Source organism: Lacinutrix sp. Bg11-31 (genome assembly GCF_002831665.1).
In the GTDB taxonomy this organism is placed as follows: domain Bacteria; phylum Bacteroidota; class Bacteroidia; order Flavobacteriales; family Flavobacteriaceae; genus Lacinutrix.
Genome location: NZ_CP025118.1, coordinates 275,219 through 298,830 on the forward strand (window position 1 = coordinate 275,219; position 23,612 = coordinate 298,830).

Below are 23,612 nucleotides of genomic sequence, written 5' to 3' on the forward strand. Positions count from 1 at the left end.
TGCATATTTCAAAGAGTAAGTTTTCTATGGAGCCAAATTTATTTAGTTTTTATGCTCGCTTTGTAAATTGAAAAAATTGTTGATATTAAAAGATTATTGATAACCTTTTTCGAAATAAATGATAGTTTAATGTATTAAAGTGATTACACCTTGTCGAATAAAATGCCTAAATAGCGTAGAAATTAAACTCTCTTGTAGTATATTTTTTACATGAGCAAAAAATTTGATTTGTTTTCTCTTTATAATCAATAACAAGTAATATATGATCAAAATTACTTTAATAAATTTAATCGCGAAGTTTCTTGAAATTCATTCAATTTCAATTTTAAAAAACATAATGTATTCCAGCAGTCTTGCTGGTTTATTTAGTTATACCTACTATAAAAATAAAAAATCTAATTACATTCATTCTAATATGGAAATCTCTAACCGATTCTCGTTTAATTTATCATTACTTAAAAGCCTTTTATTAACTCTAGGACTTTCGGTTTTCGCACTTAATAATTTAAGTGCTCAGGATTGTCCAACAATTACTTCAGAAGGAATTTTTGATCCTAATTCTGATGTGTTAATAACATCATATCATAGTTCAATGGCTAAAACCACTACAAATATTGTAGCATGGGGAGAAGATATGGCTGCTAGTGGTGGAAACGCAAATACTATTACAGAAGTTATACCAGGTAACGGTTATACATACACTGGTACTCCAATACATTTTGGGTTGTCAGGAAATGGTGGAGCTCAAGGTTTTTTAGCAACAACTACAAGTTTATATGTTTGGGGAAATCTTGGTGAAGTTATAAGTGCTGATTTTGGTACTGATAATGCGTTCAATGATATGAATGCTACGCAAACCTTACCTTTTACTGCTGCAAACATTACGCAAATTCATGCAAGTTCTGATGTGTTATTTGTTATAAGCGCAGGTGAAATATGGGTAGCTACATCTGGAACAACAGCTCCAACTGGTAACGATGATAATGATGATAGTATATGGCAACAAGTTGAAACGTCTTCCGGAGTTCCATTAACTGGGGTAGCTAATGTTACTGGAAATAAATATGCTGGTTATGCACTATTAGGTAATGGTGATATTTATACATGGGGAGATGATGTTGTACTTGGAAACGGAACCGGAGCTCAAGACTTGGATTTTGCTACTCAAATGATGGCGCCTCCTGTTCCTATAACCTATATTGCTTCATTTATGGATAATCCAGATGATAGCCCGACTGGAGGTAATGGTGAAACAGGTTTACTAGCATTAGGGTCAGATACAAAAATTTATGGTGTAGGACATAATACTGATGGAGAGTTAATAACAAGTGCTTCTAATCTTGTAAATACATGGACTGCAGTTCAAGCCTCTGGAGGAGGAGATTTTGTAGGCGCTATTCAATTGTCAACATCTCATACATCTGAAGAACATGCGGGAGCTTCTGTTATTACTGCAGGTGCCACAGCATCAGATACAAATATATTATACACTTGGGGTATAAGTAGTAGTAGCTCTTTAGGTCATGGTGGATTTACAGACGACCCAACAATTCCGCCTTCATTTACAGTTGGAACAGATGATCCTGTTCATGCAAGTGTTGGTGGTCATGCAACAACATTTTTTAATCGTGCTAATGGAGGGTCTATTTGTTTTGTAGGACACGTAATAGATGGTAGTGAAGGGGGATTGACTTCAACAGGAAATGACCAAGTAGCTACTAGTTTTGAATGTGTTATTCCAGCAACAGTTGAGTTATGTGGTTTTGCTGATCCTTGTGCTAATGCAATTGCTTCTGGTACATTAATATGGGAAACTGCACCTACCAATAGTAGCGAATTTGACTGGACTCCAGATGGTTCTCTTGCAAACACATTTAATGATATTTCAGGAAGTGGAATTAATGCTACAGTAGCATTTACTGGTGATACGGGTAGTTTAGGAATATGGGGAACACAAACACCAAATGTAGGAACAGATAATGGAGATGAAGCATTGCAGTTTTTTACAAATGGATTTAATGCAACTGGCATAACTATTACAATAACTTTTTCTGAAACAGTTAATGTTATTGATTTTGATTTATCACATATAAATGGTTCTGGACCAAATGGAGATAGTTACACTATAACTGCTAATGATGTAGTAGATGGAGCAATTTTCCCAACATTTACAGAATCGGCAAACCCATCTTATACAACAAACAGTTCTGGTTTTATTGATTCTAATGATAATTCTACTTCAGGAACAAATGATGAAGCAGGTGTAAACTTTACTAGTGCTAACGGTATTTCTTCAATTACTTTGGTTTGGGATGAATGTACAGCATGTACTGCTGGGACTGTTCATGGTTCAGCTATTAAGGATATATCTTTCTGTAAAACGACACTGTCTATTACAGCAAATGATGATAATGGCTCTGTTATAGAAGGTGTTGGTGGAGTTACAATTGTTAATGTACTTTCAAATGATGATTTAGACGGTAATGTGCCAGCAATTGGAGTTGGTGGAGTAACTCTAACTCAATTAAGTACATCTAATGGAGGAGTAACCTTAAATACTTCAACAGGAGCAGTTAATGTAACAGCAGGTACTCCAGTTGGAAACTATGTAATAGAGTATCAAATTTGTGAAACTGATACACCAACAAATTGTACAACGGCTTTTGCTTATGTTGAGGTATTGTCAGATGTTGATGGTGACGGAGTAGATGATATAACAGATTTAGATGATGATAATGATGGTATTTTAGATATAAACGAATGTTCGCCTTCTAAAACAGTAGATATTCTTATTCAATCTTCAGATTTAACTTATATACCTAGTGGTAATGCAGGGAATATTGGAGATAGCGCAACATATGCTAACGTAGGTTCGTACGAAGGTACTGCTATAGATTTAAGAATTACAGTGTTAAATAATTCTGATACAGCTAATTTAGTTGCAGATCTTTCTGGGGAAAGTTTTGATCCAGGTGGAGGACAGCCAATTATTTACTACCCTATATATTTATCGAGTACAGGTCCAGCAACAACTGGTTTTGCTAATTTTGATTTCGAATTTTTAATTAATGGTAGCAATACTCTTATTGAAGTGCCTGCTAATATGGTGTTTCAAGATATTGACGATACAACTCCTGGTGAGTTGATTGAGTTTAATAAGGAAGATATTTTAAATTACGAAGTAACTACTGCGACCTCTTTATTAGTAGCAAACAACGTCTCTTTATCTTCTTTTGGTACTTCTGGGGATTTTCTTAAAGTTACATCTACAGGTAATGCACCTGCAGCAAACGATGAGAATCTTTGGTTTAGTATACAAATGCCTTTTATAGATGAATTTGATATAACATTTTCTAAAAGACAATTCGATACAGGTTATTTATTTAATACAATAGTTTTTGGGAATCCTACAACGACTACGCAAGTGACTCCCGGTTGTACTTCAGATTTTGATAATGATGGTATTCCAGATTATTTAGATTTAGATAGTGATAACGATGGTTGTCCAGATGCTATTGAAGGTGCGGCAACAAATATTGGATTGACTCAATTAAACCCAGATGGTAGCATTAATACTAGTGCTAATGGAGGAGTAAGTTCAACTGGTGTGCCAAATCTTGCAAATAGTGGAGCTGGTCAAGCTATAGGGTCTTCTATAGATGATTCAGTCTTAGCTTTAGAGTGTTCTGTAGCTATTACAATTGAAAATGTAACCGTAGATGAAGGTGATGGAACAGCAACCGTACCAGTAACAATCGATGCGATTAGTACCTTAGATACAGTAATAGATATTGTAACAACAGCCGGAACAGCCGGAACATCAGATTACACAACGACAACAACAACAGTAACGATTCCAGCAGGGCAAACAAGTGTTGATGTTGTGATTCCAATCTTAGAGGATACAGAAGATGAATTAGACGAAACATTCACAGTAAATGGAACCGTAACTAGTGGAAATGCAAGTAATACAAATCCAGTAGGAACAGTAACAATCCAAGATAATGATTCAGTAATCGTAACAATCGGAGACGTAACTGTCGATGAAGGAGACGGAACAGCAACAGTACCAGTAACCTTAAATGCACCAAGTGCAGTAGCTACAGTAGTAGATATTGTAACAACAGCCGGAACAGCCGGAACATCAGATTACACAACGACAACAACAACAGTAACAATCCCAGCAGGAGCAACATCAGTAGATGTTATCATCCCAATCTTAGAAGATACTATAGATGAATTAGATGAAACATTCACAGTAGATGGAACAGTAGATTCAGGAGATGTAAATGTTGCAGGAAGTGATTTATCAGGAACAGTAACAATCCAAGATAATGATTCAGTAATCGTAACAATCGGAGACGTAACCGTCGATGAAGGAGACGGAACAGCAACAGTACCAGTAACCTTAAATGCACCAAGTGCAGTAGCTGCAGTAGTAGATATTGTAACAACAGCCGGAACAGCCGGAACATCAGATTACACAACGACAACAACAACAGTAACAATCCCAGCAGGAGCAACATCAGTAGATGTTATCATCCCAATCTTAGAAGATACTATAGATGAATTAGATGAAACATTCACAGTAGATGGAACAGTAGATTCAGGAGATGTAAATGTTGCAGGAAGTGATTTATCAGGAACAGTAACAATCCAAGATAATGATTCAGTAATCGTAACAATCGGAGACGTAACTGTCGATGAAGGAGACGGAACAGCAACAGTACCAGTAACCTTAAATGCACCAAGTGCAGTAGCTACAGTAGTAGATATTGTAACAACAGCCGGAACAGCCGGAACATCAGATTACACAACGACAACAACAACAGTAACAATCCCAGCAGGAGCAACATCAGTAGATGTTATCATCCCAATCTTAGAAGATACTATAGATGAATTAGATGAAACATTCACAGTAGATGGAACAGTAGATTCAGGAGATGTAAATGTTGCAGGAAGTGATTTATCAGGAACAGTAACAATCCAAGATAATGATTCAGTAATCGTAACAATCGGAGACGTAACTGTCGATGAAGGAGACGGAACAGCAACAGTACCAGTAACCTTAAATGCACCAAGTGCAGTAGCTACAGTAGTAGATATTGTAACAACAGCCGGAACAGCCGGAACATCAGATTACACAACGACAACAACAACAGTAACAATCCCAGCAGGAGCAACATCAGTAGATGTTATCATCCCAATCTTAGAAGATACTATAGATGAATTAGATGAAACATTCACAGTAGATGGAACAGTAGATTCAGGAGATGTAAATGTTGCAGGAAGTGATTTATCAGGAACAGTAACAATCCAAGATAATGATTCAGTAATCGTAACAATCGGAGACGTAACTGTCGATGAAGGAGACGGAACAGCAACAGTACCAGTAACCTTAAATGCACCAAGTGCAGTAGCTACAGTAGTAGATATTGTAACAACAGCCGGAACAGCCGGAACATCAGATTACACAACGACAACAACAACAGTAACAATCCCAGCAGGAGCAACATCAGTAGATGTTATCATCCCAATCTTAGAAGATACTATAGATGAATTAGATGAAACATTCACAGTAGATGGAACAGTAGATTCAGGAGATGTAAATGTTGCAGGAAGTGATTTATCAGGAACAGTAACAATCCAAGATAATGATTCAGTAATCGTAACAATCGGAGACGTAACTGTCGATGAAGGAGACGGAACAGCAACAGTACCAGTAACCTTAAATGCACCAAGTGCAGTAGCTACAGTACTAGATATTGTAACAACAGCCGGAACAGCCGGAACATCAGATTACACAACGACAACAACAACAGTAACAATCCCAGCAGGAGCAACATCAGTAGATGTTATCATCCCAATCTTAGAAGATACTATAGATGAATTAGATGAAACATTCACAGTAGATGGAACAGTAGATTCAGGAGATGTAAATGTTGCAGGAAGTGATTTATCAGGAACAGTAACAATCCAAGATAATGATTCAGTAATCGTAACAATCGGAGACGTAACTGTCGATGAAGGAGACGGAACAGCAACAGTACCAGTAACCTTAAATGCACCAAGTGCAGTAGCTACAGTAGTAGATATTGTAACAACAGCCGGAACAGCCGGAACATCAGATTACACAACGACAACAACAACAGTAACAATCCCAGCAGGAGCAACATCAGTAGATGTTATCATCCCAATCTTAGACGATACTATAGATGAATTAGATGAAACGTTCACAGTAGATGGAACAGTAGATTCAGGAGATGTAAATGTTGCAGGAAGTGATTTATCAGGAACAGTAACAATCCAAGATAATGATTCAGTAATCGTAACAATCGGAGACGTAACTGTCGATGAAGGAGACGGAACAGCAACAGTACCAGTAACCTTAAATGCACCAAGTGCAGTAGCTACAGTAGTAGATATTGTAACAACAGCCGGAACAGCCGGAACATCAGATTACACAACGACAACAACAACAGTAACAATCCCAGCAGGAGCAACATCAGTAGATGTTATCATCCCAATCTTAGACGATACTATAGATGAATTAGATGAAACATTCACAGTAGATGGAACAGTAGATTCAGGAGATGTAAATGTTGCAGGAAGTGATTTATCAGGAACAGTAACAATCCAAGATAATGATTCAGTAATCGTAACAATCGGAGACGTAACCGTCGATGAAGGAGACGGAACAGCAACAGTACCAGTAACCTTAAATGTACCAAGTGCAGTAGCTACAGTAGTAGATATTGTAACAACAGCCGGAACAGCCGGAACATCAGATTACACAACGACAACAACAACAGTAACAATCCCAGCAGGAGCAACATCAGTAGATGTTATCATCCCAATCTTAGAAGATACTATAGATGAATTAGATGAAACATTCACAGTAGATGGAACAGTAGATTCAGGAGATGTAAATGTTGCAGGAAGTGATTTATCAGGAACAGTAACAATCCAAGATAATGATTCAGTAATCGTAACAATCGGAGACGTAACTGTCGATGAAGGAGACGGAACAGCAACAGTACCAGTAACCTTAAATGCACCAAGTGCAGTAGCTACAGTAGTAGATATTGTAACAACAGCCGGAACAGCCGGAACATCAGATTACACAACGACAACAACAACAGTAACAATCCCAGCAGGAGCAACATCAGTAGATGTTATCATCCCAATCTTAGACGATACTATAGATGAATTAGATGAAACATTCACAGTAGATGGAACAGTAGATTCAGGAGATGTAAATGTTGCAGGAAGTGATTTATCAGGAACAGTAACAATCCAAGATAATGATTCAGTAATCGTAACAATCGGAGACGTAACTGTCGATGAAGGAGACGGAACAGCAACAGTACCAGTAACCTTAAATGCACCAAGTGCAGTAGCTACAGTAGTAGATATTGTAACAACAGCCGGAACAGCCGGAACATCAGATTACACAACGACAACAACAACAGTAACAATCCCAGCAGGAGCAACATCAGTAGATGTTATCATCCCAATCTTAGAAGATACTATAGATGAATTAGATGAAACATTCACAGTAGATGGAACAGTAGATTCAGGAGATGTAAATGTTGCAGGAAGTGATTTATCAGGAACAGTAACAATCCAAGATAATGATTCAGTAATCGTAACAATCGGAGACGTAACTGTCGATGAAGGAGACGGAACAGCAACAGTACCAGTAACCTTAAATGCACCAAGTGCAGTAGCTACAGTAGTAGATATTGTAACAACAGCCGGAACAGCCGGAACATCAGATTACACAACGACAACAACAACAGTAACAATCCCAGCAGGAGCAACATCAGTAGATGTTATCATCCCAATCTTAGAAGATACTATAGATGAATTAGATGAAACATTCACAGTAGATGGAACAGTAGATTCAGGAGATGTAAATGTTGCAGGAAGTGATTTATCAGGAACAGTAACAATCCAAGATAATGATTCAGTAATCGTAACAATCGGAGACGTAACTGTCGATGAAGGAGACGGAACAGCAACAGTACCAGTAACCTTAAATGCACCAAGTGCAGTAGCTGCAGTAGTAGATATTGTAACAACAGCCGGAACAGCCGGAACATCAGATTACACAACGACAACAACAACAGTAACAATCCCAGCAGGAGCAACATCAGTAGATGTTATCATCCCAATCTTAGAAGATACTATAGATGAATTAGATGAAACGTTCACAGTAGATGGAACAGTAGATTCAGGAGATGTAAATGTTGCAGGAAGTGATTTATCAGGAACAGTAACAATCCAAGATAATGATTCAGTAATCGTAACAATCGGAGACGTAACTGTCGATGAAGGAGACGGAACAGCAACAGTACCAGTAACCTTAAATGCACCAAGTGCAGTAGCTACAGTAGTAGATATTGTAACAACAGCCGGAACAGCCGGAACATCAGATTACACAACGACAACAACAACAGTAACAATCCCAGCAGGAGCAACATCAGTAGATGTTATCATCCCAATCTTAGACGATACTATAGATGAATTAGATGAAACATTCACAGTAGATGGAACAGTAGATTCAGGAGATGTAAATGTTGCAGGAAGTGATTTATCAGGAACAGTAACAATCCAAGATAATGATTCAGTAATCGTAACAATCGGAGACGTAACTGTCGATGAAGGAGACGGAACAGCAACAGTACCAGTAACCTTAAATGCACCAAGTGCAGTAGCTACAGTACTAGATATTGTAACAACAGCCGGAACAGCCGGAACATCAGATTACACAACGACAACAACAACAGTAACAATCCCAGCAGGAGCAACATCAGTAGATGTTATCATCCCAATCTTAGACGATACTATAGATGAATTAGATGAAACATTCACAGTAGATGGAACAGTAGATTCAGGAGATGTAAATGTTGCAGGAAGTGATTTATCAGGAACAGTAACAATCCAAGATAATGATTCAGTAATCGTAACAATCGGAGACGTAACTGTCGATGAAGGAGACGGAACAGCAACAGTACCAGTAACCTTAAATGCACCAAGTGCAGTAGCTACAGTAGTAGATATTGTAACAACAGCCGGAACAGCCGGAACATCAGATTACACAACGACAACAACAACAGTAACAATCCCAGCAGGACAGACTAGTGTAGACGTAATTATTCCAATCTTAGATGACACAACAGATGAGCCAAGTGAAGATTTCACCGTTGGTGGAACAGTAACAAGTGGCAACACATTTAACACAGACCCAAGTGGAACAGTAACTATTACAGATAACGATCCAACACCTACAGTAATAATAGGAGATGTAACAGTAGAGGAAGGTGATGGAACAGTAACAGTACCAGTAACCATCGATGTACCAAGTTCAGTAGATACAATAGTCGATATTGTAACAACAACAGGAACAGCAGGCACGTCAGATTACACAGAAACAACAACAACAGTAGTTATTCCAGCAGGAGCAACAAGTGTAGATGTTATTATCCCAATTACAGATGATACTATAAGTGAGTCACCAGAAGACTTCACCGTTGATGGAACAGTAACAAGTGGAAACACAACAAATACAGATCCAAGTGGAACGGTAACGATTACTGATGACGATTCCGTTAATGTAACAATAGGCGATGTAACTGTAGACGAAGGCGATGGGACTGCAACAGTACCAGTAACGTTAAGTATTCCAAGTTCAGTAGATACAATAATTACTATTGTAACAACAGACGGAACAGCTGGCACATCAGATTACACAACAACAACAACAACAGTAGTTATTCCAGCAGGAGCAACAAGTGTGAACGTAAGTGTACCAATCTTAGATGACACAACAGATGAGCCAAGTGAAGATTTCACCGTTGGTGGAACAGTAACAAGTGGCAACACATTTAACACAGACCCAAGTGGAACAGTAACTATTACAGATAACGATCCAACGCCTACTGTAATAGTAGGAGATGTAACAGTAGACGAAGGAGATGGAACTGCAACAGTACCAGTAACTTTAAATACTGCAAGTTCAGTAGATACAATAATTACTATTGTAACAACAGATGGAACAGCAGGCACATCAGATTACACAACAACAACGACAACAGTAGTTATTCCAGCAGGCGAAACAAGTGTTAGCGTAAGTGTACCAATCTTAGAAGATGTTACAGATGAACCAAGTGAAGAGTTTACAGTTGACGGAACAGTAACAAGTGGCAACACAAGTAATACAGATCCAAGTGGAACAGTAACTATTACAGATAACGATGCTACACCAACAGTAACAATCGAAGATGTAACAGTAGACGAAGGTGATGGTACAGTAACAATACCAGTAACAATCGATGTACCAAGTTCAGTAGATACAGTAGTAGATATTGTAACAACAACAGGAACAGCCGGAACATCAGATTACACAGAAACAACAACAACAGTAGTTATCCCAGCAGGCGAAACAAGTGTAGATGTTATTATACCAATTACTGATGATACAATAAGTGAGTCACCAGAAGACTTTACAGTTGACGGAACAGTAACAAGTGGAAACACAACAAATACAGATCCAAGTGGAACGGTAACAATTACTGATAATGATTCAGTTAATGTAACAATCGGAGACGTAACCGTCGATGAAGGAGATGGAACTGCAACAGTACCAGTAACTTTAAATACTGCAAGTTCAGTAGATACAATAATTACTATTGTAACAACAGATGGAACAGCAGGCACATCAGATTACACAACAACAACGACAACAGTAGTTATTCCAGCAGGCGAAACAAGTGTTAGCGTAAGTGTACCAATCTTAGAAGATGTTACAGATGAACCAAGTGAAGAGTTTACAGTTGACGGAACAGTAACAAGTGGCAACACAAGTAATACAGATCCAAGTGGAACAGTAACTATTACAGATAACGATGCTACACCAACAGTAACAATCGAAGATGTAACAGTAGACGAAGGTGATGGTACAGTAACAATACCAGTAACAATCGATGTACCAAGTTCAGTAGATACAGTAGTAGATATTGTAACAACAACAGGAACAGCCGGAACATCAGATTACACAGAAACAACAACAACAGTAGTTATCCCAGCAGGCGAAACAAGTGTAGATGTTATTATACCAATTACTGATGATACAATAAGTGAGTCACCAGAAGACTTTACAGTTGACGGAACAGTAACAAGTGGAAACACAACAAATACAGATCCAAGTGGAACGGTAACAATTACTGATAATGATTCAGTTAATGTAACAATCGGAGACGTAACCGTCGATGAAGGAGATGGAACTGCAACAGTACCAGTAACTTTAAATACTGCAAGTTCAGTAGATACAATAATTACTATTGTAACAACAGATGGAACAGCAGGCACATCAGATTACACAACAACAACGACAACAGTAGTTATTCCAGCAGGCGAAACAAGTGTTAGCGTAAGTGTACCAATCTTAGAAGATGTTACAGATGAACCAAGTGAAGAGTTTACAGTTGACGGAACAGTAACAAGTGGCAACACAAGTAATACAGATCCAAGTGGAACAGTAACTATTACAGATAACGATGCTACACCAACAGTAACAATCGAAGATGTAACAGTAGACGAAGGTGATGGTACAGTAACAATACCAGTAACAATCGATGTACCAAGTTCAGTAGATACAGTAGTAGATATTGTAACAACAACAGGAACAGCCGGAACATCAGATTACACAGAAACAACAACAACAGTAGTTATCCCAGCAGGCGAAACAAGTGTAGATGTTATTATACCAATTACTGATGATACAATAAGTGAGTCACCAGAAGACTTTACAGTTGACGGAACAGTAACAAGTGGAAACACAACAAATACAGATCCAAGTGGAACGGTAACAATTACTGATAATGATTCAGTTAATGTAACAATCGGAGACGTAACCGTCGATGAAGGAGATGGAACTGCAACAGTACCAGTAACTTTAAATACTGCAAGTTCAGTAGATACAATAATTACTATTGTAACAACAGATGGAACAGCAGGCACATCAGATTACACAACAACAACGACAACAGTAGTTATTCCAGCAGGCGAAACAAGTGTTAGCGTAAGTGTACCAATCTTAGAAGATGTTACAGATGAACCAAGTGAAGAGTTTACAGTTGACGGAACAGTAACAAGTGGCAACACAAGTAATACAGATCCAAGTGGAACAGTAACTATTACAGATAACGATGCTACACCAACAGTAACAATCGAAGATGTAACAGTAGACGAAGGTGATGGTACAGTAACAATACCAGTAACAATCGATGTACCAAGTTCAGTAGATACAGTAGTAGATATTGTAACAACAACAGGAACAGCCGGAACATCAGATTACACAGAAACAACAACAACAGTAGTTATCCCAGCAGGCGAAACAAGTGTAGATGTTATTATACCAATTACTGATGATACAATAAGTGAGTCACCAGAAGACTTTACAGTTGACGGAACAGTAACAAGTGGAAACACAACAAATACAGATCCAAGTGGAACGGTAACAATTACTGATAATGATTCAGTTAATGTAACAATCGGAGACGTAACCGTCGATGAAGGAGATGGAACTGCAACAGTACCAGTAACTTTAAATACTGCAAGTTCAGTAGATACAATAATTACTATTGTAACAACAGATGGAACAGCAGGCACATCAGATTACACAACAACAACGACAACAGTAGTTATTCCAGCAGGCGAAACAAGTGTTAGCGTAAGTGTACCAATCTTAGAAGATGTTACAGATGAACCAAGTGAAGAGTTTACAGTTGACGGAACAGTAACAAGTGGCAACACAAGTAATACAGATCCAAGTGGAACAGTAACTATTACAGATAACGATGCTACACCAACAGTAACAATCGAAGATGTAACAGTAGACGAAGGTGATGGTACAGTAACAATACCAGTAACAATCGATGTACCAAGTTCAGTAGATACAGTAGTAGATATTGTAACAACAACAGGAACAGCCGGAACATCAGATTACACAGAAACAACAACAACAGTAGTTATCCCAGCAGGCGAAACAAGTGTAGATGTTATTATACCAATTACTGATGATACAATAAGTGAGTCACCAGAAGACTTTACAGTTGACGGAACAGTAACAAGTGGAAACACAACAAATACAGATCCAAGTGGAACGGTAACTATTACAGATAACGATTCAGTGACAATAACAATAGGAGATGTAACAGTAGACGAAGGAGATGGAACAGCAACAGTACCAGTAACAATTGATGTAGTAAGTTCAGTAGATACAGTAGTAGATATTGTAACAACAACAGGAACAGCAGGAACGTCAGATTACACAGAAACAACAACTACTGTAACAATTCCAGCAGGAGAAACAAGTGTAGCTGTAGTTATTGCTATTACAGTTGATACTATTTCTGAAGGTGATGAAATATTTACAGTTGATGGAACGGTTACAAGTGGAAACACAAGTAATACAGATCCAAGTGGAACTGTAACAATACAAGATTGTCTTTCTGATTTAGATGCAGATTGCGATGGTGATGGTGTAACAAATGGAGATGAATTAACACCTCCAGATGGTGAAGATCCAACAGATCCAACTAATCCTTGTGAATTCATTTCAGATGATATTACAGAAACGCCAAGTGACATATGGTTAGCGGCAGATTGTGATGGAGATGGTGTAACAAATGGAGATGAATTAACACCTCCGGATGGTGAAGATCCAACAGATCCAAATAATCCATGTAGTTTTATTGAAGATGATATTACAGTAGAACCAACTATAGATTGGCTAGCAGCAGATTGTGATGGAGATGGTGTAACAAACGGTCAAGAAATAGTTGACGGAACAGATCCATTAAGTGATTGTAGCTTCTTAACAGACAGTGTAACATTACCTCAATCTACAGATTGGTTTAATGGAGATTGTGATGAAGACAATGTAATAAACGGTCTTGAATTCGCTCTAGGAGATACAGATGGAGATGGTATACCAAACTGGTTAGATACTGATGATGATAATGATGGAGTTGATACTATTAATGAAGATTATGGAGATGTAGATGTTTCAGATGGAGATGTTGATTCAACAGGAAATGATGATCCAACGGATAACGATACTGATGGTGATGGTATACCTGATTATTTAGATGATGATGATGATAATGATGGTATATTAACTATTGATGAGAATGCTGATTCAAATGAAGATGGTATAGGATTTGGAGGAGATGCACAGGATAGTGATGGAGATGGTCTTCCAGATTACTTAGAGTTTGATAATGGTACTATTATAGATGATTTAGAAGTTTTCCAAGCGGTAACACCAAACGGAGATAACGATAATGATGTGTTTGTTATTAAAAACATTGAGTTATTCCCAGAAAATACTGTTGAGATTTATAACAGATGGGGAGTTTTAGTTTATGAAACTGAAGGTTATGGTCAAAACGATAATTTCTTTAAAGGTGAATCTAATGGTAGAGTGACAATTAAACAAAAAGAACAATTACCAGTCGGAACATATTTCTATATTGTTAAATACAAAAAAGGAGACGAAGCTAAATCTAAAGCTGGTCACTTATACATTCAACGTTAATTAAAATCAATAATGAAGGCAGAGCAGTTCTGCCTTCAAAATTAAATTATACCTTTTATAATGAAAAATAGAATATTAATTTTAGTAACTCTTATCAGTTCTATCTTTGCTTTAGAAAGTACTGCGCAACAGGACGCTCAATACACACAGTATATGTATAATACAATGAGTGTAAATCCTGCTTATGCAGGATCTAGAGAAGGTATTAGCATGACAGGGTTGTATAGAACACAATGGGTCGGTTTAGATGGTGCTCCAGATACGCAAACTTTTAATATTCATTCTCCTATTGGTGATAATGAAAAAGTTGGTTTAGGTTTATCTATTATTAATGATAATATTGGTCCAACTCATGAAACTTATTTTGATATTGATTTCTCATATACGATTAATACTTCAGAAGAAGGAAAACTAGCTTTTGGTTTAAAAGCTGGTGGTCACTTATTAGATGTGGCTTATTCAGAGTTAAGTCAGTTCAATGCAAATGATCAATTATTACAATCTGATATTGAAAATAAATTTTCACCAAATATTGGTGCTGGTATTTATTATAGAAAAGGAGATAGATGGTATGTTGGTTTGTCTGCACCTAATTTATTAGAGACTAAACATTTTGATGAAGCTTCTCTATCTGTAGCAAAAGAGAATGTTAACCTTTATCTTATAGGTGGATATGTATTTGATATTAATTCAGATTTAAAATTGAAACCAGCTGTATTATTAAAAGGAGTTGCAGGAGCACCATTACAAGCAGATTTAACTGTTAACGCTCTTTTAAGAGAAAAATTAACATTAGGCTTAGCTTATAGATGGAGTGCAGCGGTAAGTGCTTTAGTTGGTTATCAATTAACAGATAGGCTTATGTTAGGTTTAGCTTACGATAGAGAAACCACAGATTTAGGAAAAACACAGTTTGAACAAGGTTCGTATGAAGTGTTTTTAAGATTTGAAATTTTCGATGAGCAAAAAATATTATCACCAAGATTCTTCTAATATAGAAAATAGTAATTATGAAAAAAAGAATATATATAATACTAGCAATTTTTTCTATAACCTTTAATACTGCTTTTTCCCAAGAGGATGGTAAGGTTAATACTGGTGTAGATAAAGAGTATAAGAACTTAAAGTACAAAGAGGTAATTAGAGACCTTAATAAGCTTGTTAAATCTGGAAATAATAGCCCTGAGGTTTTAACCAAATTAGCTAATGCCTATTATTTTAATGTTGAAATGGAAGAAGCTGCAAAATGGTACGGAGAACTTCTAGCTCAAGATACAGCAATAGATTTTGAAAATTATTATAGATATGCTATGGCTCTTAAAGCTACAGGTAAATATGAAGCTGCTAATAAATATTTAAAGAAATTTGCAGTTCTTAAACCTAACGATTCAAGATCAATAAAATATTTAGAATCTCCAGATTACTTAACAACAATCGATAAATTGTCTGGTAATTTTACTATCGAAAATTTAGATTTTAACTCTAGGTTTTCAGACTTTGGTACATCGTTTTACAAAGATGGAATCGTATTTGCTTCTTCAAGAGGAGAAGGGAAATTATACAAATGGAATGAGCAACCTTTTCTTGATTTGTTTTTTGCAAAAGAAGGAGAGACACCTAAAAGATTCTCAAAGGTATTAAATACAAAGTATCACGAGTCTTCAACATCATTTACTGATGATGGAAAAACCATTTACTTTACTCGTAATAACTATCATAATGGTAAAAAAAGAAAGAGTAGTGATAAAGTTGTAGGTTTAAAAATATACAAAGCGACATTAAATGATGATGGAGAATGGAGTAATTTAATATCTATGCCATTTAACAACGATGAATATAACGTTGCGCATCCTGCATTAAGTTTAGACAATACAAAGCTATATTTCGCTTCAGATATGCCTGGAACTAGAGGTCAGTCTGATATATTTGTAGTAGATATTTTAGAAGATGGTAATTATGGAGAGCCTACAAATTTAGGAGACGTAGTAAATACAGAAGGGCGTGAAAACTTTCCTTATGTTAGTAATAATGGAACACTATACTTTTCTTCTAATGGACATCAAGGTTTAGGAGGTTTAGATATTTTCTATGCAAGTCTAGATGGAAATATTGAAAAAATCGAAAATTTAGGTAAGCCTATTAACAGTCCACGTGATGATTTTGAATTTATTATAGATGAATTTACTAATACTGGATATCTTACTTCTAACCGATATAATGGTAAAGGTGATGATGATATTTATAGATTTCAACGAGAAATATGTAATCAACTAGTAGCTGGGACAGTTGTAGATAAGAACACTAATATTGTAATACCAGAAGCTAATGTTATTATTTACAATGATAGCAAAGAAAAAGTATACCGTTTTACAACAGATGTTAATGGAGCATTTAGCTACAATACAGATTGTAAAAAAGGAACTTATAAAGCTGTAGCTAGTAAAGAAGGTTATAGCCCAGAAGAATTAACATATATTATTGACCCTGAGATTAAATTAGATTTAACTCTAAAGTTAAATTTAACTCCAAAAACTATTATTGCAGAACCAGCTTCTGTTGGAGTAGATTTATTTAAATTATTAGATTTAGATCCTATATATTTTGATTTCGATAAGTCTTACATTAGACCAGACGCACAAATAGAGTTACAGAAAGTGATTAACTATTTAAATGAATATCCTTCTGTAAGTATTGATGTTCAGTCGCATACGGATTCCAGAGCACCATATTCTTATAATGAAGCATTATCGCAACGTAGAAACGTTTCAACTAGAAATTGGATAATTGAAAAAGGTGGAATTTCATCTAGTCGTCTTTCAGGTAGAGGATATGGAGAAACACAACTTGTAAATGGGTGTTCAGACGGTGTTAAGTGTAGTGAAGATGAACATCAACAAAATAGACGTAGTATGTTTATTGTAACTAAAAATTAGCAATAGAAATAAAGTATTAATAAGTATTAAATAAAAAAGTGCCATAGAGATATGGCACTTTTTTATGCTTTACATGCAATATTAAAATAAACTTAAAAGGCCTAAATTATACGGTCTATTTTGTAAATTTGCTTTCCTCTATAAAAATATGGCAGAAGAAAAAGTAATTTTAGTAAACGAAAAAGACGAGCAAATAGGCTTAATGCCTAAAATGGAAGCGCATGAAAAAGCTGTTTTACATCGTGCTTTTTCTGTTTTTATTTTTAATAATAAAAACGAGTTAATGCTTCAGCAACGGGCTTTAAGCAAATACCATTCACCAGGTTTATGGACCAACACATGTTGTAGCCACCAAAGAGATGGAGAAAGCAATATCGAAGCTGGTACAAGGCGTTTACAAGAAGAAATGGGCTTTGTAGCACCATTAAAAGAGAAAATGTCTTTTATCTATAAGGCGCCTTTCGATAATGGTTTAACAGAACACGAATTAGACCATATTATGGTTGGCTATTATAACGCTATTCCAAAGATTAATACAAACGAAGTGGAAGCTTGGAAATGGATGCCATTAGAAATCGTAAAACAGGATATAATAGAACAACCAGAGTTATATACAGCTTGGTTTAAGATTATTTTCGATAAATTCTACCAATACATAAACATTACAGATGAAAGTAACAGTTAGTAGGCGAGCACATTTTAATGCAGCACATAGACTGTATCGAAAAGATTGGAGCGACGAAAAAAACAACGCTGTTTTTGGTAAGTGCAATAATCCTAACTATCATGGACATAATTACGAATTGATAGCAAGTGTCACTGGAGAAATAGATCCAGAAACAGGTTTTGTAATAGATATTAAAACTCTTAGAGATATTATTAAAAATGAAGTTGAAGATGTCTTCGATCATAAAAATCTAAACTTAGATGTTTTGGAGTTTAAAGATTTGAATCCTACAGCAGAAAACATTGTAGTGGTTATTCATAAAAAAATAAAAGTAAAGCTAGAATCACATTTAGATTTAGAAGTCACTTTATACGAAACACCTAGGAACTTCGTAAGCTATTCAGGTTAATAATGATATTTAAAAAACGCTATCCAATTAAGTTTCAACCCATTTTTAAAGAAAAAATTTGGGGAGGAAATAAATTAAAATCAGTTTTAGGTAAAAAAACCAGTATTGAGACTCTTGGAGAGAGCTGGGAAATTAGCGATGTTGATGATGATGTCTCAATTGTAGCTAACGGAGACTTTAAAGGGCAATCACTTCAAAGTCTTTTAAAAGAATATAAATCAGATTTTATAGGAATTAAAAATTACCAGACCTTTGGTAATAAATTTCCACTGTTAATTAAGTTTATAGATGCAAAAGAAGACTTATCTATACAATTACACCCTAATAACGAATTAGCTGCAAAACGACATAATTCTTTTGGTAAAACTGAAATGTGGTACGTTATGCAAGCAGATATAGATGCTAACTTAATAGTTGGTTTTAATGAAGAGATGACTTCAAAAAAATATTTGAAGCATTTAAGCAGCAAAACTCTTCCAGATATATTAAATTTCGATAAAGTAAAATCTGGAGACGCCTATTTTATAGATGTTGGTCGTATACACGCTATTGGAGCAGGTGTAATGCTTGCCGAAATACAACAAACCAGCGATATCACTTATCGCGTTTACGATTGGGATAGAGTAGGTGTCAATGGGAATTCTCGCGACTTACATAACGATTTAGCAATCGATGCTATTAATTTTAATATGAAAGACGATTTTAGAATTAGTTATTCTAAAATAGAGAACAAAACAAACAAGCTGGTAACTTGTACGTACTTTACAGTAAATTACCTGTCTATTCAATTTGAAAAACTTAGTAAAAAGAACACGTTCGATTCTTTTATTATTTATATATGTGTTGAAGGTGAAGCAACAATAGAAGTAGAAGGTTTTATTGAAACAATTAAAAAAGGTGAAACAATATTAATGCCTGCTGCAATTTCATCTTTTCAAATTAATGCTGAATCAGCAGAACTATTAGAAGTTTATATTTAATTTATTTTAAATAAAACAGTTCATTCTTTTCAATCATTTATTCCAAATTAATTCTTTACTTTTGCATCTTAAATAAATTTAATATTATGGCAAATAAAAGAGACCTAAAAAAAGACCTTAATTATGTCTTAGGAGACATTATTGAAGCAGTTTACGTTTGGGAATATACAAACTCTAACAAGGACACTAAACAAAGTGAAGCAGTTATTGATGATGCAATCAAGGTTTTCGATGATTTAATTGTAAGAGTTAATGCAAAAAATGTAGAAAATAAAAAATCACATTTTAAGTCAATTAGTTCAGACTTAGAGACTAAAGGTCTTGAATTAATAGAAAGAATAAATAAACTGTAAAAAGTTTAAAAATAAATCAAAAAAAAGTTTGCAAATATAGATTACAAAATTATATTTGCACTCGTTTCGCCGATGTAGCTCAGCTGGCTAGAGCAGCTGATTTGTAATCAGCAGGTCGTGGGTTCGAGTCCCTCCATCGGCTCTTTGTAAACCTCAATCATATTTATGGTTGAGGTTTTTTGTTTTTATAACGATATTGAAGAACTAGAAGTTTTGTTTAGCTTAGTCGAAACGATTCGCTCTATAGACTCTTAAAAACTACTAAATGTATTTGAGTATACATTTAGTATAATATAAAACTAGCAAAAACATTCAGAGAAGAATGATGTATTAATATAAAAGAAGATTTTAATTAATTTTGAAGTATTTATTATTGATATGAAATATAAAGGATTCTAAATTCTATTTGTTATATACGAATGTTGTGGTTAGTTTTTTATTCAATTCGTTTAATATATTCATTTAATTTTGGCTGTATATACCAAATTCCAATGAAGTAATACCAAATTCCGAAAAAGAGACCAATTCCGCTTGATTCTTGCAAATTCTCTTCTTTTTCAAATTTAATTATTGTTCGAGATGTTAAAATTATTAGTAAAAATATACAGAACATTGCGCCAAAATGAAAAGGTAAAATAGTATCCATATTCATATTTCCAGATAATATTAAAATCCACGCACTAATCAAATATATAGTTGGATAACCAAAAAGAATATTCAGTAGTATTTTTTTAATTCCGATATCTTTTTGGTTTTTTTTATTGAGTTCAATTCCGATTGAATACATCCATATCATATAAGGAATTCCTAATAAGGAAAGCCAAAATAATTCTTTCGGACTTTTACTTAAATATCTTTTAGTAATGTTCACTCTCAATGTTTCTCAAATTAACCACAACTCGTTTTATGGTATATTTTATTACCGATATCCCATAAGTAAACAAGATTAAACTAATTCTATTGTTACTATTCTCCCTCAAAAATATTTTCTTAAAATTAATATCCTCTTAGGATTTTTTTTATAACAACAGTAGACTACTTCTTTATTTTTTCTCTTTAATCTTATCAATAAAGCTTTGTAATTCCTTTCCGTAGTTAGAAGCTTTAACATTACTAGTTAGTGTATCGTTTACCATATCTAATAATTTAATGTTTGCATTATACAATTCTGTTAATGCTAAATATGGGGCAACCTCACTATCTCTATTAGTAATTGAAAAATTCGCAGTGTATAGATACTTGCGTTTTTCAAGATTTTTATAATTTTTTTCAGTTTCACTAATTAGTGCAGTGTCCTTCTCTTTAATAGCATCGAAATTCTCTTTTATTAACTCTAAGTTTCTATCATTAAATTTTGATGCCATGCTTAAATATGTTTCAAAAACTTTCTGTTGTTTAGATCCATTAATTTTTGCATCGTAACTAAAACGTTTTCTTGAGGTATTAATTTCTGTAATACCTTTATCTGCAAAAAAGGTAATTCTATTCTCTTCGGTATCATTTTTATCAAGATACAGATAGAAAATTTCAGGACTATCTATTTCTGTTTGTAATAGAAAATTAGAATTTCCATTCACCACCATAGAATCTACAGTTATTAAAGTCGTACTATTAGCTTTTTTTAGGTAAACAGTCCCTTTTTTTAAACCTTTAATGTTTCCTTTTACAATAAGCGTATCTGAATTGTTTCCGCAAGAAAATAGAAAACATAAACTTAATAGAATAAATAATTTTTGCATGTGTAATTTTTAGTTTTTAAGTGCGTAAATATGATATAAAAAATAATTAAATACTAACCAACTGCAGCTATTCTCATTAATTCGGCACAGAGTATTGCGCCATAAGTTCCCACTACATAACCAAAGACCGCTAAAAGCGCTCCTACAGTGGCTAAAGATGGATGAAAAGCTGCTGCAACTATAGGAGCAGAAGCTGCACCACCAACGTTAGCTTGGCTTCCTACTGCTAAAAAGAAATAAGGTGCTCTAATTAGTTTGGCAACTAGTATTAATAAACCTGCGTGTATTGTCATCCAAACCAAACCAATCATAATTAAGCCAGGCTGATCTAAAATCCCTCCTAAATCCATTTTCATGCCTATTGTGGCTACTAAAATGTAAATAAAAATACTTCCTATTTTACTAGCTCCTGCACCTTCATATTTTTTTGCTTTGGTAAAAGACAGTAACACACCAATTAGAGTAGAGATAGAAATTAACCAAAAGAAACTACTTCCAAAAGAAGATAATGCACTTTTAGGATCGCTAACGGCTTCAAAATTATTCTTTAAAAAGTTAGTAATTTGTTCAGATCCAAAATGAGCAGCACCAACTGCTGTAAACGCAATCATGAGTATTACCATATAATCGTTTAGAGATGGATTTCTTACTGTCTTCTGAGCGAAATTCTCCATTTTTTGTTGAAGCGCATCAATAGCAGAGTTATCTGCTTTTAGCCATTTGTCTATCTTTTCTCTTTTGCCAATTCCTAATAATAAAATAGCCATCCAAACATTGGCTACAAATATGTCTACAATTACCATGTTTCCGTATTTTTCCGGATTGTATTGGTATATTTCTAGCATTGCAGCTTGGTTAGCTCCTCCTCCAATCCAACTTCCTGCAAGCGTAGATAAACCTCTCCAAACGGCATCAAAATCGGCTCCACCAACCGTTTCTGGTGAAAAAATAGATATTAATAAAATGGCTAATGGTCCACCAATAATAATACCTACAGTTCCTGTTAAAAACATTATTAGTGCTTTTGGCCCTAAATTAAAAACAGCTTTTAAATCTATGCTTAATGTAAATAGTACTAGTGATGCAGGCAAGAAGTAACGACTCGCAACAAAATATGCTTTAGAGGTTTCTGGGTCTACCCAACCAAATAAGCTAAATAACGAAGGGATAAAGTAGCACATTAATAGTGCTGGTACAAACTTGTAAAATGTTTTCCAAAATCCTGTTTTTTTGTTTTCGGTATAGAATACAAAGCCTAAGGCTAGAAATAATAAGCCAAAAACAATAGCATCATTTGTAAACGGTAGTGTAATGTCCATAATTTAGTTTAATTAGTTCTCGCAAAATACCAAATTAAAACAGGATAAAAAAAAGTAAGAAATAAACTTTGGCACACAATTTGAAATATACAAATCGAGATTACTTACAGCGACTAATTAAAAGTGTGGTTACTTTATATTAAGAGTAGGTGGTTCTTATTTTTTTGGTTGGTTAGTATGAAAAAGCGCCCTTTTTAAGGCGCTTTTTCTATTGTATGTATTTAGTGTGAAATATTTCATAAAATATAAGGCAAATAATACTATAAAATTAGTTTGGCACGTTAATTGGAATATAAATAGTAATTACTGCAACGACTATTTTAGAGTGTGGTTACTTTAAATTAAGAGTGGTAATTACCATATTTTTGGTTGGTTAGTATGAAAAAGCGTCTTTTTAAAAGGCGCTTTTTCTATTCTATAAAGTTTCATTTTAATTAATTGCAGTTTATAGGCTAAATGTGAAATTTTTCATAAAATAAGATGTCACAAATACTACAGAATTAGATTGGCACGTTAATTGAAATATAGATAGTAATTACTGCAACGACTATTTTAGAGTGTGGTTACTTTAAATTAAGAGTAGTAATTACCATATTTTTGGTTGGTT

The 23,612-nt window shown here is 34.9% G+C and carries 10 protein-coding genes and 1 tRNA gene; 8 read left to right on the top strand and 3 right to left on the bottom strand.

Annotated features, from left to right (window positions below):
* Positions 1-262 precede the first annotated feature (262 nt).
* The 8 genes from CW733_RS01275 to CW733_RS01310 all read left to right on the top strand — a co-directional run bounded on the left by CW733_RS01275 (position 263) and on the right by CW733_RS01310 (position 20,089).
* Positions 263-14,605 carry a Calx-beta domain-containing protein gene (locus CW733_RS01275; protein ID WP_100994954.1) on the top strand — a complete coding sequence of 4,781 codons (14,343 nt, stop codon included), beginning with the start codon at positions 263-265 and terminating at the stop codon, positions 14,603-14,605.
* A 60-nt stretch (positions 14,606-14,665) separates the two neighbouring features.
* Entirely contained in the window at positions 14,666-15,598 is a 933-nt protein-coding gene (locus CW733_RS01280; protein WP_100994956.1) for a type IX secretion system membrane protein PorP/SprF, read from the top strand.
* A gap of 17 nt (positions 15,599-15,615) precedes the next feature.
* The gene (locus CW733_RS01285) at positions 15,616-17,538 is read left to right on the top strand and encodes an OmpA family protein (RefSeq protein ID WP_100994958.1); all 1,923 of its coding nucleotides are present in this window, start codon (positions 15,616-15,618) and stop codon (positions 17,536-17,538) included.
* A gap of 148 nt (positions 17,539-17,686) precedes the next feature.
* Positions 17,687-18,223, top strand: coding sequence for an isopentenyl-diphosphate Delta-isomerase (gene idi, locus CW733_RS01290; protein WP_100994960.1), 537 nt, complete (start codon positions 17,687-17,689; stop codon positions 18,221-18,223).
* Positions 18,207-18,614 (top strand): 6-carboxytetrahydropterin synthase, encoded by a 408-nt coding sequence (locus tag CW733_RS01295; RefSeq protein WP_100994962.1) that lies wholly within the window; start codon positions 18,207-18,209, stop codon positions 18,612-18,614. The genes idi and CW733_RS01295 overlap by 17 nt, the downstream gene beginning before the upstream one ends.
* A gap of 2 nt (positions 18,615-18,616) precedes the next feature.
* Positions 18,617-19,594 (top strand): type I phosphomannose isomerase catalytic subunit, encoded by a 978-nt coding sequence (locus tag CW733_RS01300; RefSeq protein ID WP_100994964.1) that lies wholly within the window; start codon positions 18,617-18,619, stop codon positions 19,592-19,594.
* An 86-nt stretch (positions 19,595-19,680) separates the two neighbouring features.
* On the top strand, positions 19,681-19,947 hold the full coding sequence (locus CW733_RS01305; protein ID WP_100994966.1) for a hypothetical protein: 267 nt from the start codon (positions 19,681-19,683) through the stop codon (positions 19,945-19,947).
* A gap of 68 nt (positions 19,948-20,015) precedes the next feature.
* A tRNA-Thr gene (locus tag CW733_RS01310) sits at positions 20,016-20,089 on the top strand.
* A gap of 294 nt (positions 20,090-20,383) precedes the next feature.
* On the opposite strand, the gene CW733_RS01315 is transcribed toward CW733_RS01310, so the two are convergent.
* From CW733_RS01315 to CW733_RS01325, 3 genes are all read right to left on the bottom strand, one after another.
* Positions 20,384-20,818 (bottom strand): hypothetical protein, encoded by a 435-nt coding sequence (locus tag CW733_RS01315; protein ID WP_157811515.1) that lies wholly within the window; start codon positions 20,816-20,818, stop codon positions 20,384-20,386.
* 172 nt (positions 20,819-20,990) lie between these two features.
* On the bottom strand, positions 20,991-21,686 hold the full coding sequence (locus tag CW733_RS01320; protein ID WP_100994970.1) for a DUF4369 domain-containing protein: 696 nt from the start codon (positions 21,684-21,686) through the stop codon (positions 20,991-20,993).
* Between the two features lie 53 nt (positions 21,687-21,739).
* Positions 21,740-23,005 (bottom strand): DUF819 domain-containing protein, encoded by a 1,266-nt coding sequence (locus tag CW733_RS01325; protein WP_100994972.1) that lies wholly within the window; start codon positions 23,003-23,005, stop codon positions 21,740-21,742.
* Between the last annotated feature and the right edge of the window lie 607 nt (positions 23,006-23,612).

Coding starts and splice junctions, on each gene's coding strand:
- idi (WP_100994960.1), top strand. CDS start 17,687: ATGGCAGAAGAAAAAGTAATTTTAGTAAACGAAAAAGACGAGCAAATA.
- CW733_RS01295 (WP_100994962.1), top strand. CDS start 18,207: ATGAAAGTAACAGTTAGTAGGCGAGCACATTTTAATGCAGCACATAGA.
- CW733_RS01305 (WP_100994966.1), top strand. CDS start 19,681: ATGGCAAATAAAAGAGACCTAAAAAAAGACCTTAATTATGTCTTAGGA.
- CW733_RS01275 (WP_100994954.1), top strand. CDS start 263: ATGATCAAAATTACTTTAATAAATTTAATCGCGAAGTTTCTTGAAATT.
- CW733_RS01280 (WP_100994956.1), top strand. CDS start 14,666: ATGAAAAATAGAATATTAATTTTAGTAACTCTTATCAGTTCTATCTTT.
- CW733_RS01285 (WP_100994958.1), top strand. CDS start 15,616: ATGAAAAAAAGAATATATATAATACTAGCAATTTTTTCTATAACCTTT.
- CW733_RS01320 (WP_100994970.1), bottom strand. CDS start 21,686: ATGCAAAAATTATTTATTCTATTAAGTTTATGTTTTCTATTTTCTTGC.
- CW733_RS01300 (WP_100994964.1), top strand. CDS start 18,617: ATGATATTTAAAAAACGCTATCCAATTAAGTTTCAACCCATTTTTAAA.
- CW733_RS01325 (WP_100994972.1), bottom strand. CDS start 23,005: ATGGACATTACACTACCGTTTACAAATGATGCTATTGTTTTTGGCTTA.